This window comes from Heyndrickxia faecalis (assembly GCF_040267745.1).
Lineage (GTDB): Bacteria > Bacillota > Bacilli > Bacillales > Bacillaceae_C > Weizmannia > Weizmannia faecalis.
On sequence record NZ_CP158453.1, the window covers coordinates 3,100,722 to 3,118,312 of the forward strand.

Consider the following 17,591-nt stretch of genomic DNA (forward strand, 5'->3'; position numbering starts at 1 on the left):
TTATAAAATTTGCTCGCCTACAGCTTTTATTTTGATCCGGAGAATTTCCCCTTTCATGTACTCAAAAGGATACTCTTCTATATAAGTAAGTTTGACGGTATCAGGATCTGCGCCCTTTTTGATGGCTTCTAATTTGCAGGCAGAAGCTGCTTCGGCCACCACTTCTTTTTTTGAGCGGTCATTTAACCAGTACACTTTATCTGACACTTCGCTGATGGTCGCATCACAAGCCCCGATTGCCCCGCTATACGGATAGCCGGCCGGATTCAGCACTTTTTGGTACTTTCCGAATAATTTCGGGTTAAAAAGCGGGCTGCCCCCGCCGACCAGTACAATGGGGAGGTTTTTTTCTTCATTTTGCAACCGGTCCAGGATTTCTTTTATTTTTTGCACCACATATTGGACAACCATCGCACAATCATTCGTTGGTACATATTTTAATTTTTCTGTTTGGAGTTCGGGGTCATAAAAAGCATCAGGAAAGAGCTTAAGAAAGCAATCACTGACTGTCAGTGCATCTCCTCCCCAGGCAATGCCGTATTGCTTAATATCATTCGAAAGCAGCGGCAACAGCTCCACTTCCCCCTTCCGGATAACAGGCCTGTTCCCTGTGCCAAAAGGTAGGGAAATGATTTCCGGCATCTCAAGCCCTGCTTCCAAGCCGGGGAAATCGGAAGAGCCCATGACTTCAGGCAAATCCTCGCCGACAACACGTGCAGCATACACCTTGCTTCCGCCGATATCCACCGCAATCACATCTTGAAGCCCGGAAAGTTTCGCTGCCCCTTTCAAACTGTTGGCCGCTCCGGAAGCAAGCGTTAGGACCGGGAATTTCATCGCTTGTTCAACAGACATTAACGATCCGTTATTTTGCGTCAGCCAAAAAGGGCATTCCAGCAAGAGAGAGGAGAAGCCATCCGCTAAATTGGCAAGTATTTTTTCGATCACTTTCGATAATAAGCTGTTGAGCAAAGCGGCATTTTCCCGTTCCACAAACCCAAGGGTGCCAAATGGATGGGAAACCGTAATAGGCATTTCCGGGAATCTTTTCCGGATTTCATTTTTTACCGCAACTTCCTCATTTTCATACAAAGGGGAATAGCTGCCCACGATGCAGACGGCATCAATTTTTCCATCAGCAATGGATTGGTAAAGCGGTTCGAGCGGTTTGAAATCCGCGATCCGGCCGCCGCTCTTGTTGTAGCCATGATCACTTTCCATAAAATACGGCTCTGTGATCAAACGCCGAAGTGTTGCCGGCCATTTAAGCGCCGGGGTGATATTGACAGGCCTTCTCGCAATGCGGATTAGAGCTGTTTTTGCTAAAACCTTCTCATCGTATACGGCATTCATTAGTTCTGTTGTTCCGATATAAATCCCTTTTACTTCCTCTGCCCTGATCTCTGATTTTTGCAGCAGGGCCTTCATTGATCGATATACGCCTGTATAGACATCAGGGGTGGTCAAAGAACTGGAAACCATTTTGAGCTTCCCATCACCGGAAACCAAAACGGCATGCGTGTTGGTCCCGCCAATATCAATGCCAATTTTCACCTTGCTGCCTCCTCCCGGCCGTTTCCTTCTGAAGAAACTGATTTGGAATCCGGAACATTTCAGGACCCGTTTGTGCAAGCATTTTTTTCGTCTGATACAGTCCCGGAGCCTTTACCGTTAAAACCATGGCCATCATCCCTTCACGGAGTTCCGATACAGCTACAGGCAGCCCGGTTTCATAATGAACGAAAATGATTAAATCAGGGGTTGTACAATGGCACGCATCCGGAATTTGAAAAGAAAGAAATTCATTTTGAAAATACAGTTTTGCGCGTTGCTTATGGTATTCCATCTGCCCGGCCAGTTCCAACGCGCCCACCAGCATTTTCTCTTCAAACCAGCGATTGATGGCCCGGATTTTCCCGGCAAACGCAATCTCCATCTCCCCGTATACAGATTGAAAAAAGGCATGGCGCAACTGCTGCACTTTCACCCAGATAGAGGCGTTTTGGGCAAGTATTTTTCCAATTTCCAGTGCCAGCTTCAATGTTCCCGGTACCATGGCCGCCCTCATACGGGACCCACTAGCCCCGAAGCAGGCAAAATGGCAATACCCATCCTGCTGAAACATAAATTCTTTCAAAGTGCGCGAGACATGCTTTGCTTCATTTATTACGAGCGTTTCGTCTTTTGAACAGGCGGCGAGCGGAACGGCCGGGATTCCAGCATGATAGAAATGCACCATCTCCAGTTCGGGGAAGGATCTGCCCATCCCATCGCCATCAATGACCGGAAGATGGCATTTGAACGCAGCCAGTAAAGGGGTTAATGCATTGATCCCCCCAATCTCCATTGAAATCACAGCGTCTGCTTTTCTGCCTGACACAGATTCATATTCTTTCAAAGCTTTTACAATTTCTTCCCCTGCAGGCAGATCTTCTTTCATTAACACCGTGGACCCTGCGGCTGCGACCGGCACGACCCACTCGTCTGCCATTTCAACTGCGGTTTTTACTTCTATCACGTCATCTTCTTCCATAGCAGACAAAAGCAAATACGCTGCTATTTTCGTATCCCCGCCGCCTCCGCTGGATAAAAATTTTGCGCCGGCGCTTATGTAAGCAATGTCTTCCTTGTGAATGAACCAGCTCACGACCTCACCCCTCACCAAATACAATGCAAATATCGTGCCAAAAATATAAACGGACAGAATCGTTCATTTCGCAATGTATTCGGACATTTTCAAAGTTTAAAAATCATTTTTCTCATTTTACAGTTTGAGAAAAGCACGTCCAGTTTTGCCGTTTTTCCTCGTAAAATGTTGAGTTTTCTCGTTTTTTCTCATCTTTTCGCATGGTTTCTCATAATTCTCATTTTTATCCCTGTATCTTCTTTAAATACCGGTACAAGGTAGCCAAACTGATGCCCAAATCCGCTGCTGTTTTTTTCTTTCCCTCTGTACTCCAGCCGTTTCGCTCCAACAATTCCAGCACTTTCCTTTTCTCCAGTCTGGTTTGATAATGATTTGTCCGTTTCGGTTTTACAGATGGAGGAAATGATTTTGCCCCTCTTTGTAAAGAGGATGGGAGGCTTTCCAATGTTACCGTGTCCCCAATCTGCAATTCCACAAAATGGCGGACCACATTTTGCAACTCCCGGATATTTCCCGGCCAATCATATTGCATAAGCCTGTCGAGTGTTTCTGCCGCTAAATTTTTCGAATCTCTGTTCAAATCTTTTGAAAACTTTTGAATAAAATGCTCAATCAGGATAGGCAGGTCTTCTTTTCTTGCCCTGAGTGGCGGAATATAAATGGGAATCACGCTGATCCGGTAATACAAATCTTCCCGAAATTCTCCCTTTCTGATCAATTCCTCCAAATTCCGGTGTGTTGCTGTGATAATGCGGACATCGATCTTCCTGCTTTTGTTTGAGCCAATCCTTTCCAAAGTTTTTTCCTGTAACACCCGGAGTATTTTTGCCTGCAGATACAAGGACATATCCCCGATCTCGTCTAAAAACAGCGTGCCGTGATTGGCCAGTTCAAAGCGCCCCGGTTTTTCTTTTTCCGCTCCCGTAAAGGCCCCTTTTTCATAGCCAAACAGTTCGCTTTCCAGCAAGTTTTCAGGTATCGCCGCGCAATTTAAGGCAACAAAAGGCTGATCTTTCCGCTCACTTTCATGATGGATGGCTTGGGCAAACATTTCTTTTCCCGTTCCGCTCTCGCCGCGCAGCATGATGGTTACATCGCTTTTAGACACCCTTTTTGCTGACTGGATCGTCTGTTTTAGTATCTCACTGACGCCGAGAATATCTTCAAAATGGTAAAGGCGCCGGCCGGCCTGCTCCGGTTTTTCTGTCTTCTTTGATTTTAAAAGGATCATATACGAGACAATCCCTTGTTTGCTTTTTACCGGTTGAATGGTGGCAAAATAGGCTTCCCCCTGGTTTCCCGGCACCTGCACCACCATCTCATCCTTTTCGTTCCTGCTTTTGATGCTTTCCCATTTTTCCTTTGTGATATATTGCATAATCTTTTCACCCATTAAGGTGGTTCTTCTTTTGCGAAAGAGCGAAGCCATATGTTCATTCATTTCCTGGATTAGTCCGTCCTGGTCCACTAGACAAAAAGGCTCGGTAATGGATTGAATCAGTTTCCGGGTTTCGAGATGGATCTCCCCGAACATTTTTTGCCATGTTTCCCTTTCTAATTTCTCAGCCACCCATTGGCAGGCCAGTTCTGACAATAACTTCAAGTATTGGATGTCACGGGCAAACCTTTCTTTCTCGCCCTGCTTCGGCCGCAACAATAAGACAGAGACCACTTTCATCTCCTGAACAATCGGAAAATAGCAAACGGCTTCCGCCTCTTCCCGTCCCGCATCCATTCTTACGCCCGATTTGAACATTTCTTTTATATACGCTTGATCCAAACCCTCACACTGTAACAACGCATCCTTTTCCTTTATCTCCACAAAACCAGGAGTAGCGAAAAAAAAGGCTTCATTTAATGACTGTTCAAATTCCGTGTATGGCATCTGCAACTCCCTCCAAAAACTACTTTCCTGTAATCATAGCACGATAATTAAATGTTTCACAAATCCGTGTTACCAAAATAACCAATTAGATTGATGTTCCGCTCCTCCCCTTTATGTGTTACGATACTCATATAAAAAGCTCTCCCTATGGATCGCCTGCCAGCTGCCATAGGAAGAGCTGATTTTCGATTTTTGTTTTGTTTGGGCATGGTCCAGTCTTAATGAGCAGAGACCTCATCAGGGATTGCGGCGATGCCCAATTTTTCAAAGACAAGGGCTTTGCTTGCAACATATGCGTTATACTCAATTCTCTCAAGCATATCATAGGCTTTGTGTAGGGTTTCATCTGTAATCAGGATACCATGCCTATTGAGCAGCATGGCTGCCGGTGTTACTTTTTCCCCTAACGAGATAATGTGCTTTCGGACAGTTTCTGCCAGTTCTACTGTTGTTGCCGGGCGGTATTCCAATGTTGGGATTTTTCCGAGCTTTTGTGTAGCCTCGGTTAAATTCGGCATATCCATTCCCAAAGTCGCAAAAACGAAAGATTCCTTTGGATGGGCATGGAGCACACAGCCGATCGATTCATTCTCATGATAACAGGCCATATGCATATTGATTTCCCTTGTAATTCGGCCGTCTCCCTCTACAATATTCTCATTCATATCAACAACTAAAATTTGATAAGGTTCCAAATTGCACAGCTTCTCCTGCGACATTAATGTCGGCGTCATAATAATATGTTTACCGTTCATCCGGACGCTGACGTTCCCACCTGCAGCATTTGTGTTAAACCTATCAAACATTGTTTTCACAACTGTACAAAGATCTCTTCTTTCCGCTTCATATAACATAGCAATTCCTCCCTGATTTTTCGATGTTTTCAAACTTCACATTCTGCTCGATGTTCCCGGCTTCTTTAATATCAAATCCGGAACTTGTTGCCTGCATTGCCTTTGAGGCACTGACAGCTGTAGCAAACTTCAACATTTTCTGAACATCATACCTGCAGGACATGCCATAGACCAATCCACCGACAAATGCATCCCCGCATCCCGTATCATTTACAGTATGAACATCCGGCGGAGTGACTTTATATACAAGATTGTTGTAAAATAGCAAAGATCCATCTTTCCCAAACGAAACAATAAAGTAAGGAATCTTCGATAGTTCTGACTTTTGATAAGCGGCAATACAATCTTCAATGCTATTGATTTCCAATTGCATCAGCTCAGCAAATTCAAATTGATTGGGTTTGACCAGGTCCGGTTCTGCCTGGATGGCAGCTTTCAAATAGGGCCCCGAAGCGTCGACCACCAATTGGACACCTGTCTCCTTTATTTTCCTTAAGACCCATTCATACTCTTCCGGTCTCGTTGTTTTTGGCGGATTACCTGCCACTGCCACGATGTCGCCGGGGTTGCATCTTTTGATAAAATTTTTTGCAAACCCTTCAAGATCTTCCTTCTTTAAAACGGGGCCGGCATGGGTAATCATATAGCTACCCTTCTGTGAGTCATCGGTTATCACAAAATTTTCGCGGACGGTTTGCCCGGGGACCACGTAAAAAGCTGACTCAACCTGTTTCTCCCGTAATAAAGCTATCAATTCATCTTTCCGATTTTCACCGACCATCCCGGCTGCAATATTTGGCTGGCCCAGGGCGGATAAAACAACCGATATATGTGTCCCTTTCCCTCCTATATCAAAGGCTGTGTTAGAGACCGTGTTATTTCTTCCCCTTGTTAGTTCGCCATTAATATGGATGACTCTATCAATGGCTGGGTTCAGCGTAATGGTATATATCATTATTTCGCCTCCTTCTTCTTAAGATAGCGTTGTCTGATTTCTTCTGCTTTTGCGTCAAAATCGGCGAAGAGCAAATCGTACGCACAATAGCGGACCAAAATACCAATCGTAAGTGCCATGATCCACATCATCAAATTGCCGCTTAAAAAGCCTAAAACGAGAAGGATACCGGCAAGAATCAGCATGCTTCTCCAAAACCATTTTTCTAACTGGTGATGGCTCATAAAGACTGCTCCTTTTTAAAAACATCTGCCACATGTTCCTTATGGTTTTGCCCGAAATAAGCGGCATTATCTTTCTTCCTGCCGTAGTAAAACAGTGCAAAGAGTGCGAGCCATAAAACCGAAAGTAGCATGCCCCACCATTTCCCTGCCATTGCCTCTGCGAAAGCAAATTTAAACTCCCCGTTTTCAATTGTGCTCCATGTCAGCATCGTCCCCTCTGCAACCTTCACTGCTCCCGTTTCTTGAGCAAGCCTTGTAATATAAGGGGAGAAGAATGTTGCAATATAAAGAAATACAGGGGTTGTCACAATCCCGTATATAATCATTCGGAGCAGATTTCCCCTTGTAAGCAGCACAACTGCCACTGCGATCGATAAGTTGATGATGCCGCCGAATGGCAGAACTTTATTCCCTGGCAAAATAACAGCGAAAAGCAGTTCAAACGGAATTAAGATAATGGCAGATACCCAAATTTCATTTCGTCCAGCCAGTATCGGCCAATCAAGCCCGATAAAGATTTCCCGGTCGCCAAAATGCTTCCTCATAAACTCGGAAATGGCTTCAGATATCGGGGATAACGCTTGCATAAATAGTTTTGAAACCATTGGAAAAAGTGTTAGCGCAGTTGCAGCCTGAATAGCAAGAATCAAGGATTTAGAGATGCCGTAGCCCGCAACTAAACCAAGTAAGAAGCCGATAATGGCACCCATGACATGATTTTCTGCAAAAACGCCGAGTTTTTCTTTCAATGCTTCTGCGTCCATTTTCTTATTCATAAATGGGACCTTATCCAACAGCTTATCGATTGGATAAAGCAGACTGGCAATTAAGGTCATATGATGCGGAACGGTTACGCCGGGTATTCCGGTTAAATCTTCAATTTCCCTCCCCCAAATATCGCCGATTTTCAATTCTACGATGACTTGAATCGCAACGACCACAAAGGCCAAATAAATATTCCCGGAGATATAGGAAATCATGACAGCTACAAAACATTTCCCCCACACATTCCACATATCTACATTTAGCGTTTTGGTCCATTTAAACAGCAACATTACAATATTGATCGCAATCTGGAGCGGGAAAACCAAAAAGGCGAGCGGCCAAGCCCAGGTTATCGATGCGGCGGTTGTCCAGCCGCCATCAATTGCAGTCAGGGAAATGCCCGTATTTTTTGCAAAAGACTGTGCCGCCGGGCTAATGGCATCTAACATATAACCTACAACCAGGTTCATACCGGCAAATGCCACACCGAAAATAATGGCTGCGCCAATTGCCTCTCTGAGTTTCATCCGTGCACAAATTCCAATAATCAACATTATGATTGGAACGAATACTGAAGCGCCCATATTTAATACATACTGAACAACATGCTGTAACACTTCCACGGCGATCCACTCCTTTTATTTGTGGTTTATTTCAAGGCTTCTACCAGCTTCTCCACTTCTTTGTCCATGCCCATTCCGGTAAGAAACGCAATGCCATTTAGCGTGGGAACGCCATAATCTGTTTTCGGCTTTGTAATCGCAATATAGACGTCACAATTTTTCACATGGCGGTCCAGCGATTTGATATCAACTGCTTCCACCTCGGCGCTGATCTTCTTTTCCTGCAGGATTCTTTTCACCTTTGAAGCCACTGTCTGGCTGGTTGCCACACCTGAACCACAAGCGACAATAACTCTTTTCATTTTTCATCAACCTCCAAATTGTTTTTTTAAGTAATCCGCCATTGCATGTGTGTCTTGAATGGACAGGATCGTCCGGACAAAATCCCCGTCATTGAAACATTTCATAATATCCGACAGTAAGCCGACTTGTTTTTCCGGATTTTTAATTCCCAGCATAAAAATGACTTTGGCCTGAACCGGAATATCAGTCGTTCCCATATGCATAAAAGGGATATTATTTTTTAGCCTTGTGACAAAAACAAACGGTTTTTCCACATGAAAAGCGTCCGTATGCGGAATTGCAAATTGAATATACTCGTTCGCCAAGCCTGTCGGATATAAGGCTTCCCTTTCCATGACAGCCTTGCAAAAGGAAGGCTTTACATATTCCCTTTGTTTAAGAATCGCGCTGGATGCACAGAAAAATTCCGCTTGAGTTTTGTAATCCGCATCTAAAACGATAAACGCCTCCTGAAACATTTCAGCAAAATTATGGTGGATCTCCTCCACAAAAAACTGGGGAACACTGTTGCCGTTATTCAACCGCCTCACCTCCTTTCAAAGATTTTGAGCAGTTGTTTAGGAGACGCTGCCGACTTGATTTGCCTAAGCGCCTTTGAATCAAGAAAAATATCATTTAATTTGGATAAAGTTAAAACATGAGAGTTATCTGCTGAAGGTGCTAATGCAACCATTAATGAAACCGGCCTATGATTTGGAAACATCACAGCTTTCTTAAAAAGGACGATCTGAATATCCGGATAGTTGACCCCTTCATCAGGTCTCGCATGTGGCAGGTAAACATCGGGACCAATCAGCATCGTTTGATAATGTTTATAAAACGCGCTTTTAACAGCTTTAAGATAGCACGGTTCTATTGCGTTTCTTTCCAGTAATGGTGCAAATATAGTATCCACCACCTCTTCCCATGAAATTTCATATGATAAAATGGAGATATTTTGTTCCGTTAATTTCAGACCCGAGGCATCACTTTCTTCACCAGTTTCATTTTTTCTGTCACCTTCAAAAAAGGTCTTGACCGTTTCTTCTACAAGATTCATTTTATCTGTAGGAATAAAGTCTTTAATCGCATAAACGATCCCTTTTGCCTTTTTCTTGGTGTCGAGATCAAGCAGCTTTTGAACAAGTTTTTTCAATTGCTGCCGGCTTTCCTGTTCCAGGAATGGCGGCACAACGATAGTCGTCGCCTTGCTTTTATATGGAATCGTTGTAAAAATAAAATCCACTTCAATCGGACGGCTTTCAAACTGCCGGAAAGAATAAGCCCCGATAAATTCGAAATCCGGAAACATCTCTTTTAAATTTTCAAGGAGCAATTTGGAAATCGAAGTACCGTTATGGCAGAGAACCACTGCTTTGAAAATGGATTTTGCATTTTCCTTTGTTTGATACATCCACCCTAAAACAATCATGGACAGATACACCCGCTCTTCGGGAGATAAGGCATGGCCAATTAAGTTTTCAAAAGGGGCAGCTGACTCGGAAACAACTTGATAAATAAAGCCATGATCTTTGATAAATTTTGTTTTAAGCGGGTTGTTAATTTGGAATCCAAGCAAATTACGAAAGATGGCAGGCTGAATATGCAGCAAAATCTTTTCCTTTAGATCTGATTCTTTAATAAACCCAATCGCAAGTTTTGATTTTAAGCGATCAACAAATCTATCAACGGCCAAAGAAATTTCATCACTGTCAGATAATCGAAACGCTGATTCAATCATATTAGAAGATAAAATTTGCAAAGTAAGATAGATCAAATCCGGTTCTTTGAGAAATGGATAGTCCTGAAAGGCATCTCTGATGACCGGGTACTCTTTTGTATTCCGAATATCATACCGGTGCATTTGAAAAGACCATTCAATTGGATGATTCTTTGCTCTCGCCAGTATCGCACACAAAATATACGGCAATTCATTTACTTGCTCATCGGTTAATTGAATTTCGATATTATGCTCAATTTCCTCCAGCTTTTCTCTCATCAAGTGAATATCTGTTTCAGAAAGCAGATGAAACGTTATCATTTTCGTTTTCCCGTATACAGTTTTGATCAGGTCTCTTGTGATTTGAATCAGTTTATTTCGGATAATCATTTCCGGCCCCTTAAACTGGTATCCGCCTTTCCGCGAATAACTCAATTGAATAGGATCATGCCGAAATAATTCCTTTATCTTTTTAATATCTGTAAAAGCTGTGTTCCTGCTTACGAAAAATTGTTCTGATAATTGTTGCAACGAGGAAGGATCATGATGGGTGAGCAGCCTGTATATGATCAAGTTTCTTCTCAGTTCCACTTCATATTCCTGCAAAAAACTTTTTTCCTGCAATGTCAGCATATCAAAACTTTCTTCTATGCCAGCACCGGAAACAAGAATCTTGTTATCCTGTATTTTGATTGATCCTCCCGGAAGCACTGAATTAATCTGCTCGATCATTTTCCGTATTTCCTCTTCTTTCTTTGAAAGAAGTTGCCCGACTGTTTCAAGTGAAATTTCCTGGTGCGCCAGTATGAAATTCAGCACTTCTTTATCCATCAACTTCATTCCCATGCCTCCTTCCACTTTCATTATACGTTCGGCCCCTGGCCAACTTCATCACAACATTATAAAGCGCTTACATTCCGGCTGTGATGAAGATTCGAAACAATTAAACCTTGCGGAGAAAGCATGATGATCCTGCAGAACTTGAAAACAAAAAATAGCGGCGTTATGCCGCTATTTTTTCTTAAAAGAACAACTTGAACAAATCACCGGTCCAGTTTCTTGCTCCCCAGTTTTCTATGGAAATCCTTGTCCTTTGGCGTACTTGGGTCGATCCCTTTTAACTGCGGGACATACGCACAGACCAGTTGAACCGGGATGATGTACTCATAAGTTTTATAAAATGGGTGATTCAAAAAGTCTGCTTTTAAATCTTTTGGCGTTTCCCGCCCATTTTTGCCAATCACATAAATGTGGTTTGTCCAATCAGATAATACATTGATCAAGGTCTCAACACGGCCTTCTTCTCCTGTATCGAGAATGATAATGGTAGAGTCCTCGTTAACAGCATTGTAAATACCATGGACGAACTCTTCAAATTCATAGCCGGTTACAGGAATACGCATTGTTTCCAGCAGTTTTAATGCACTTTCCAACGTATCACCGTAAATTTCCTTTGTCCCGACCACGCGGATATCTTTTGCTGCAGCCAAGTTCTCACGGTTTTGAGACACCCATTGCAATGATTGTTCATAAATGGCAAGGAAATGGTCGGCATATGCCTCTAATTGGGTGATTTCAGCTGCATAGTCCTCCGCTGATATTCTTCCGTATGATTTCGCCAACTGTAATGCAAATAACGTAAGATTCAGTTTTGTACAGTAGAATCCCTTTGTTTTTGCGCCGGCCGTTTCTTCCCCGCAACGGACGGTTAAAATATAGTCCGAAATTTCGTCAATGAGGGCTCCCTCTGTGCCTGCCATTGAAGCAATGCTGCATCCTGCTTCCTTACCGGTTTTCATGGCATGGTATGTTGAATAACTGCTTCCTCCCTGTGAAATACCGATCAACAATGTTTTGGAAGCATCATCAAGAAATGTTTCCTTGTCAATTTGGAATGGGTAAAACACATCAACATAAATGCCCAGAAAATGCTGCATCAATTTTTTCGTCTGAGCAGCAGAATGGTAACTTGTCCCTGATCCTGTCACTACAATCCGGCTAAATTTTTCTTTTCGGACTTCCGCAAATAATTCGTCTGCCCCTTGAATAATTTCCTTCATTTTTACAGGTGTTTCTTTCATGTAATCTTCAATGTTCATGTTTTATCTTCCTTTCATATTTATAATATTTTAACCCAGTGAAGCAGGATGCCTGCTATGAGGATGCCGACTGTCAGCCATGTAATGCTCACTTTCTTTTTCATCAAATAATAGATTATAAATGTTACAAGAAGCGGCAACATATTGGGCAGGATTTTGTCCAATATATCCTGGATGACAACCTTCGCCCCATTTATATCGAATTTCAGGGGAGTCGTAACATTTAACATCGTTGCAACCATTCCGCCGACGACAACAAGACCGATCGTGGTGGTAATGGACATGATGCGGTCCATCAGCCCCTGCTTCTGGATTCTTTCCAGAGAATTTACGCCAACCTGGTATCCGAATTGCAGGCCGAAAATTTTTACTAAAAAGTTTGGAATGTTGTACAAAAGGAAAAACAAAATCGGCCCGAGAATATTTCCCTGTTGCGCAAAAGAGATGCCAATTCCGGCCGCGATGACCCTGAATGTGCCCCAAAACAGGGAATCACCTATACCAGCTAAAGGGCCCATTAACGATGCCTTGACCGCATTAATGGAAGTTTCGTCAAAATTCGGGTCATTGGCATTCTGCTCTTCCATCGCTGCGGAGATGCCCATGATTGCCGGAGCCACAACAGGGGTTGTATTAAACATTTCCAAGTGCCGCTTTAATGCTGATACCTGTTCATCATGATTCCGGTATAATTTCCGGATGACCGGGATCATGGCGTACGTATAACCTAAGTTCTGCATTCTTTCATAGTTAAAGGCCCCTTGCAAGGCAAACGATCTCCAAAAAACTTGACGGAGTTCTTTTTTGGTTATTTTGGCTTCACTCAAAGTCAATCTCTCCTTCCGTTAAGTTATCGAAGTCATTTGGGCCGGCCTGGGTGTTGCTGCTTTTTTCATCACGGTTCATCACAACATAGATAATAATGGCGAGACAAGTGCCAAATAGAGCAATCGCCGTAATATCCAATTTTAAATAAGAAGCCGCGAGAAAACCGAGGAAGAAAAAGACCACCATTTTTTTTGAGAACAACATATCCAATAACAATGCAAACCCGATTGCAGGCAGCAAATTCCCTGCAATGGTTAAACCATCCAAAATGGTTTTCGGCACCGCATTGATTAAGGCTGTTACCTCCTTTGCCCCCATCAGAATCGCCAGGAAGGTTGGAAGAAAAACACTTAAGAAAAACAGAATTGGCGGGACCCACATCATCAAAGTGACGCCGCGAAAGTTGGCATCTTCGGCATACTTATCGGCCTTGTGAAGGAAGTAACCGTTCATAATCCGTACCAGCACGCCAAGCGATTGTGCCAGTACTGCAATTGGAACCGCAAGTGCCAGTGCAACAGCTACGCCATGTCCCGACAAAATGGCAAATGCTGTGCCAAGCACACCGCCTGTGACGACATCCGGTGGCGTTGAGGCGCCGATGCCAGCAATTCCCATCCAAATCAACTCTAATTGCGCACCAATCATAATGCCGCTCTTTACATCGCCCAATACTAGGCCAACCAATAATCCTGTCACAAGCGGGCGTTCCAGCATCATGACTCCGAAAATACGCCCATCCAAGATTCCGATGCCGGCAACAATCCCCAACATTAATGCATCGATCAGCATCCAACCCAACCCCCAATCACATTAGTTTTTGAGCAAGTCACTCAATGTTTTCTTCTTGTCGCGTGGCAATAACCGGAATTCCAGTTCCACTCCGAGTTCCTGCATTTTCTTAAAGTTTTCCAAGTCCTGTTGATCTACTGCCACTAAATCTGTTAACTTAAGTTTTCCTTCTGAATAGCGCATTCCGCCGACATTGACCGAATGAATCGCCCCGCCGGAACCTTGGGCCAATGAAAGTGCATCTGCGGAGTTTTTGACCAAAACAAGTACTTTGCTTTTTTTTGCCTCGGCAAATTTCCGGACAATTTCGCCGGATTCCTCCACTCCGCGAATATACAGTTTGACTTGGTTCGGCTTTGCCAGATTCAGCGCCATCGCTTTCATTTGATCATTTTTGGCTTCATCATTTACAACCAGGATGACATTCACGCCTAATGATGATGTCCACCCATAAGCAACCTGGCCGTGAAGCAAACGGTCGTCAATTCTCACTAAAGAGATCATCGTTGGCACTTCCTTTCTGTGATGCTAACAATTGATTCAAATGCACGATTCCATCTTTTCCTGCCTGTAAGCCTAGAGAAATCAGATCTTCTGTACTGGTGTCTTCACCCGCCAGCAGCACCGTCAAAGTCATGGGCAGGTTCACACCCGTCAACAACTCAAAATTTTGCAGTTCCATCAGCAATTCCGTGCAGATGTTACAGACACTTCCACCAAACATATCCGTCAATACAATAAAGTGATCCTCCTCCTTTTTGTTCTTTAATATCTTTTTTAATTCATCTTTCGCCGAATCGCCGGATTTATTTTTGGTCATTTGAAAATATGAAACATTTGAAGTATCTCCGACTATCAACGAAACAGCATCTATAAAAGATTTAGATAGATCTCCGTGTGTAGCAAATAAAAAACGTCTCATAAAACCGCTCCCCATTTCAAAAGTTTTTCAATGATTTTTCTAATCTTTAAAAATGCAAAAAGCATGCCAACTTAGTGACATGCTTTTTGCATTTCTTTTCCAAATGCCCATAAACCCTTAAAACAAAAGGTCTATCCATTCATAATATTGAATATATAACCGATTTCAGGAATGTTTAATTGCACACAATAATCATCCTCGAGCACACTAAGCGCACTTTTAATCGCATGAATCTCGTGCGTGTGCGTCCGTTCAAATAAGTCTTGGTCAGGATATTCCGTAATCGGGCTCAAGCGGATTAATCTTTCAACCATGCAACTGATATGAACATAGAGTGCAATTTTTTTATCATTGGAAAAATTTCTGTTCATCTGTTTTTCAAGCTGAATGATACTCTTTTCCACATTCTTAATTAATTTTTCGGTATCCAGTATGGTTAAGGATTCAATCACCTTGTCCAGAGAAAAGTTCAGGATAATATTGTCATTTACCCGGCGGATGATATCAGGCGCTGCGATTTTACCAAATATACGAAAAACATCATTTTCCCCTTTGCCCGAAATAATATCTTCCAATGAAATAAAATTCACCCCATTAATCCCGGGATTCGCTGTCCCCACAATTGCCAACACATCGTATAGTTGAAAAGGGGCTTCATTCATCCCATTCTTTTTAAGTCTGTCAAAGTCGTGGGCAACAATGTGCACTTCCAAAAAGTCCTTAATACTCTTCTCTAATAGTTTCTGAATTTGCATGGCAGTTCCAATTCCTGTAAAACATGAAGTAACAATGGCATATGCTTTTTTCTTTTTCGGATGGAGCAGGTTCACTTTCGGCCTTTCTAAAGTTTGCATATGCTCCGCAATTTCATGAATGGTATTCCCTTTCATCAGGCAATGTCCCACTTCCAGCACAGGCATTGTCGTCACCTGGTCAATAAACAACAGTGGCCCATCTATATATTCCTGGATTTGATTTTGAATTTGATTCAACGATCCCATGTCAACAAAAATAATCAGGCCGTTGTTCGTCTCATTGATTTCGAGATAATGGCGCAACTTTTCAATAATATCATCTGTCGTTGCTTCGATCTCCATATCAAGTGAATCAAAAACATTCACACCCAATATTCTGTTGCACACATTTGCGATACTGCTGGCTGTTGCATAACCGTGTGCAATGACCATCGCTTTTATCCTGCTTTCATCATGGGAGATTTTCGTTGTTGAAAGAAACAACGTCATTATAATGATGTCCTCGTTGCCTAATTGAAACTCTATTCTGTTTTCAATAAACGTTTTAACCATCAAAACAATCTGATATTCCTTCTTGTAACGCTGCTTCACATCGTCCAGCAATTGTTCGGAAAGCACTTCATCCTGATGGTTTAAGGCGAGGAGCCCGGTTTTAAAAAACAAATAGGATGACAAAGCATACACATTGTTGCCTTCATACTTAATATGGTGATTCGTTTCCAAGTACCTGAAAAATTCCTGCATGGTCTGCAATGTGAATCCCATCATGATATTGATATTGTCATCTGGCCTGGTAAATATCAATTGATCCAGCAATACAGTGATATCCTCACACATTTTTTGATTGGCAACTTGTTCCTCAATATTTCCTTCTTTCACCTTTTGGTAATATTTTAAGCAATTCTTGAACGTATGTCTGATTTTATCAATTGCCAGCTCGTTCATTTCCCCGACGGATTGTTTACGCCCCGAAAAGAATATCACATTCCCTTCATTGGCTGTAAAATGGTGAAACAATTGCGGTACATTTTTTAGCATTTCTTTTGGAAGATCCTGCAGCGTGACCTTTATCTTGTCCGATCCTTTTGCTGCTTTGGCATAAGCACAACCACATGTGTACTTAATCATATTTTTGCATTCACCAATATTTCCCTCATAATGATATTTATTAAGTGCATCCAATGTCTGGTGGCTGACTTCAATCGGCAACTGAAAAAGCTGGCTCTCCTCCATAAAAAAATGTTCAATCAGCTGACTTTTTTCAAAAGGTCCCCTTTCATCCAAACTGGGGACATAGACTTTTATCGGGATTCTCCGCAAAAACGTTTCCAAAAAACTGCTTGTTTTTTCGGTTGTCGCGAAGACGAGCCTCACTTTAGCTTTCCGTGCAATTTCCGTGTCCCCCAGCCGGTAAAAAATCCCCTGATCCATAAAGGTAAAAAGTTTTTCCTGTCCCTCCCTATTCAACCGATGCGCCTCATCCAAAAATAGTATGCCTTCATCCGCCCTCTCCAATAAACCGGCCTTGTCTTTATCCGCCCCTGTGTAGGCACCTTTTACATGGCCAAATAAATAACTGGTCAACAGTTCCGGGTTATTGGCATATTGTGCACAATTGAACACGTAAAAAGGGGCATCCTGTTTGATCCGTTTTTTTGCTTTCGTATATTCATACATTAACCGGGCCAAATAAGTTTTCCCTATGCCGGTCGGGCCAAGCAACATGATCGGCAATCCGTTATCAGGATAAAAAATAGCTGTTTTCATTTGTTCCAATACTTCTTTTAGGCTTTTATCGTAACCAATTAACCTCCGGAAAATCATCTCAGCAGAGTCTTCCAGTATATATTCGCTTAATGCTTGAAAACTTTTGAACACGCTTCCTTTTAACTTTCCAAAATTTTTCTCAAAGGTACGTTTGTGGAGAAAATAAACCGGCCGGGTATTTATTTTAATCAATTCGCCTTCTTTAACTCCCTGATTTAAAATGCGGCTGATGGTCGTGCGCTTGGAAGAGAAAAATGCCGCGATTTCATTCGTTTCAAACGGGCTTAAATCCAAATCATCATGAAATGAAAAGTTTTCGGTTGCCTTTCTTAAATAATCGGTTACCTTTTCTTTCTTCATCAAGCACCCTCCTTACTTCGCTCAAAAAGACAGATCATTTTTAAAATCATTTTTCTTTAAAAATATCGTAACATAATTTTTTTGCTTTTTATACTGTTGTACATTGCAGTTTT

General features: G+C 42.5%; 16 protein-coding genes. All 16 read right to left on the reverse strand.

Annotation, left to right across the window (positions count from 1 at the left end):
* The 16 genes from ABR335_RS14865 to ABR335_RS14940 all read right to left on the reverse strand — a co-directional run bounded on the left by ABR335_RS14865 (nucleotide 1) and on the right by ABR335_RS14940 (nucleotide 17,478).
* Nucleotides 1–1,554, reverse strand: coding sequence for a hydantoinase/oxoprolinase N-terminal domain-containing protein (locus ABR335_RS14865; RefSeq protein ID WP_350346325.1), 1,554 nt, complete (start codon nucleotides 1,552–1,554; stop codon nucleotides 1–3).
* Nucleotides 1,538–2,647: a DUF917 domain-containing protein gene (locus tag ABR335_RS14870; protein ID WP_350346326.1), complete on the reverse strand. Its 1,110-nt coding sequence runs from the start codon at nucleotides 2,645–2,647 to the stop codon at nucleotides 1,538–1,540. The genes ABR335_RS14865 and ABR335_RS14870 overlap by 17 nt, the downstream gene beginning before the upstream one ends.
* 223 nt (nucleotides 2,648–2,870) lie before the next feature.
* Nucleotides 2,871–4,532, reverse strand: a complete 1,662-nt coding sequence (locus ABR335_RS14875) for a sigma-54 interaction domain-containing protein (RefSeq protein WP_071452354.1) — start codon at nucleotides 4,530–4,532, stop codon at nucleotides 2,871–2,873.
* 218 nt (nucleotides 4,533–4,750) lie between these two features.
* Nucleotides 4,751–5,386 carry a class II aldolase/adducin family protein gene (locus tag ABR335_RS14880; protein ID WP_061086412.1) on the reverse strand — a complete coding sequence of 212 codons (636 nt, stop codon included), beginning with the start codon at nucleotides 5,384–5,386 and terminating at the stop codon, nucleotides 4,751–4,753.
* Nucleotides 5,376–6,341, reverse strand: coding sequence for a 1-phosphofructokinase family hexose kinase (locus ABR335_RS14885; RefSeq protein WP_350346328.1), 966 nt, complete (start codon nucleotides 6,339–6,341; stop codon nucleotides 5,376–5,378). Before ABR335_RS14885 ends, ABR335_RS14880 begins: the two co-directional genes overlap by 11 nt.
* Nucleotides 6,341–6,565: a hypothetical protein gene (locus tag ABR335_RS14890; RefSeq protein ID WP_341289349.1), complete on the reverse strand. Its 225-nt coding sequence runs from the start codon at nucleotides 6,563–6,565 to the stop codon at nucleotides 6,341–6,343. Before ABR335_RS14890 ends, ABR335_RS14885 begins: the two co-directional genes overlap by 1 nt.
* Entirely contained in the window at nucleotides 6,562–7,953 is a 1,392-nt protein-coding gene (locus ABR335_RS14895; RefSeq protein ID WP_350346329.1) for a PTS galactitol transporter subunit IIC, read from the reverse strand. Before ABR335_RS14895 ends, ABR335_RS14890 begins: the two co-directional genes overlap by 4 nt.
* A 26-nt stretch (nucleotides 7,954–7,979) precedes the next feature.
* Nucleotides 7,980–8,255 (reverse strand): PTS sugar transporter subunit IIB, encoded by a 276-nt coding sequence (locus tag ABR335_RS14900; RefSeq protein WP_035182513.1) that lies wholly within the window; start codon nucleotides 8,253–8,255, stop codon nucleotides 7,980–7,982.
* A 6-nt stretch (nucleotides 8,256–8,261) separates the two neighbouring features.
* On the reverse strand, nucleotides 8,262–8,777 hold the full coding sequence (locus ABR335_RS14905; protein WP_052749680.1) for a PTS sugar transporter subunit IIA: 516 nt from the start codon (nucleotides 8,775–8,777) through the stop codon (nucleotides 8,262–8,264).
* 5 nt (nucleotides 8,778–8,782) lie between these two features.
* Entirely contained in the window at nucleotides 8,783–10,795 is a 2,013-nt protein-coding gene (locus tag ABR335_RS14910; RefSeq protein WP_350346330.1) for a BglG family transcription antiterminator, read from the reverse strand.
* A 203-nt stretch (nucleotides 10,796–10,998) separates the two neighbouring features.
* Complete coding sequence (locus ABR335_RS14915; protein WP_350346331.1) at nucleotides 10,999–12,054, reverse strand: SIS domain-containing protein; 1,056 nt, start codon at nucleotides 12,052–12,054, stop codon at nucleotides 10,999–11,001.
* Nucleotides 12,055–12,074: 20 nt separating this feature from the next.
* Nucleotides 12,075–12,881 (reverse strand): PTS system mannose/fructose/sorbose family transporter subunit IID, encoded by an 807-nt coding sequence (locus tag ABR335_RS14920; RefSeq protein ID WP_014096185.1) that lies wholly within the window; start codon nucleotides 12,879–12,881, stop codon nucleotides 12,075–12,077.
* The gene (locus ABR335_RS14925; protein ID WP_014096186.1) at nucleotides 12,874–13,674 is read right to left on the reverse strand and encodes a PTS mannose/fructose/sorbose/N-acetylgalactosamine transporter subunit IIC; all 801 of its coding nucleotides are present in this window, start codon (nucleotides 13,672–13,674) and stop codon (nucleotides 12,874–12,876) included. The genes ABR335_RS14920 and ABR335_RS14925 overlap by 8 nt, the downstream gene beginning before the upstream one ends.
* Nucleotides 13,675–13,695: 21 nt before the next feature.
* Nucleotides 13,696–14,178 carry a PTS sugar transporter subunit IIB gene (locus ABR335_RS14930; RefSeq protein WP_014096187.1) on the reverse strand — a complete coding sequence of 161 codons (483 nt, stop codon included), beginning with the start codon at nucleotides 14,176–14,178 and terminating at the stop codon, nucleotides 13,696–13,698.
* Nucleotides 14,156–14,596 (reverse strand): PTS sugar transporter subunit IIA, encoded by a 441-nt coding sequence (locus ABR335_RS14935; RefSeq protein WP_179234186.1) that lies wholly within the window; start codon nucleotides 14,594–14,596, stop codon nucleotides 14,156–14,158. Before ABR335_RS14935 ends, ABR335_RS14930 begins: the two co-directional genes overlap by 23 nt.
* A 131-nt stretch (nucleotides 14,597–14,727) precedes the next feature.
* Nucleotides 14,728–17,478 (reverse strand): sigma 54-interacting transcriptional regulator, encoded by a 2,751-nt coding sequence (locus ABR335_RS14940; protein ID WP_350346332.1) that lies wholly within the window; start codon nucleotides 17,476–17,478, stop codon nucleotides 14,728–14,730.
* Nucleotides 17,479–17,591: the final 113 nt, after the last annotated feature.

Coding starts and splice junctions, on each gene's coding strand:
- ABR335_RS14940 (WP_350346332.1), bottom strand. CDS start 17,478: ATGAAGAAAGAAAAGGTAACCGATTATTTAAGAAAGGCAACCGAAAAC.
- ABR335_RS14915 (WP_350346331.1), bottom strand. CDS start 12,054: ATGAACATTGAAGATTACATGAAAGAAACACCTGTAAAAATGAAGGAA.
- ABR335_RS14930 (WP_014096187.1), bottom strand. CDS start 14,178: ATGATCTCTTTAGTGAGAATTGACGACCGTTTGCTTCACGGCCAGGTT.
- ABR335_RS14935 (WP_179234186.1), bottom strand. CDS start 14,596: ATGAGACGTTTTTTATTTGCTACACACGGAGATCTATCTAAATCTTTT.
- ABR335_RS14900 (WP_035182513.1), bottom strand. CDS start 8,255: ATGAAAAGAGTTATTGTCGCTTGTGGTTCAGGTGTGGCAACCAGCCAG.
- ABR335_RS14885 (WP_350346328.1), bottom strand. CDS start 6,341: ATGATATATACCATTACGCTGAACCCAGCCATTGATAGAGTCATCCAT.
- ABR335_RS14875 (WP_071452354.1), bottom strand. CDS start 4,532: ATGCCATACACGGAATTTGAACAGTCATTAAATGAAGCCTTTTTTTTC.
- ABR335_RS14925 (WP_014096186.1), bottom strand. CDS start 13,674: ATGCTGATCGATGCATTAATGTTGGGGATTGTTGCCGGCATCGGAATC.
- ABR335_RS14910 (WP_350346330.1), bottom strand. CDS start 10,795: ATGAAGTTGATGGATAAAGAAGTGCTGAATTTCATACTGGCGCACCAG.
- ABR335_RS14890 (WP_341289349.1), bottom strand. CDS start 6,565: ATGAGCCATCACCAGTTAGAAAAATGGTTTTGGAGAAGCATGCTGATT.
- ABR335_RS14880 (WP_061086412.1), bottom strand. CDS start 5,386: ATGTTATATGAAGCGGAAAGAAGAGATCTTTGTACAGTTGTGAAAACA.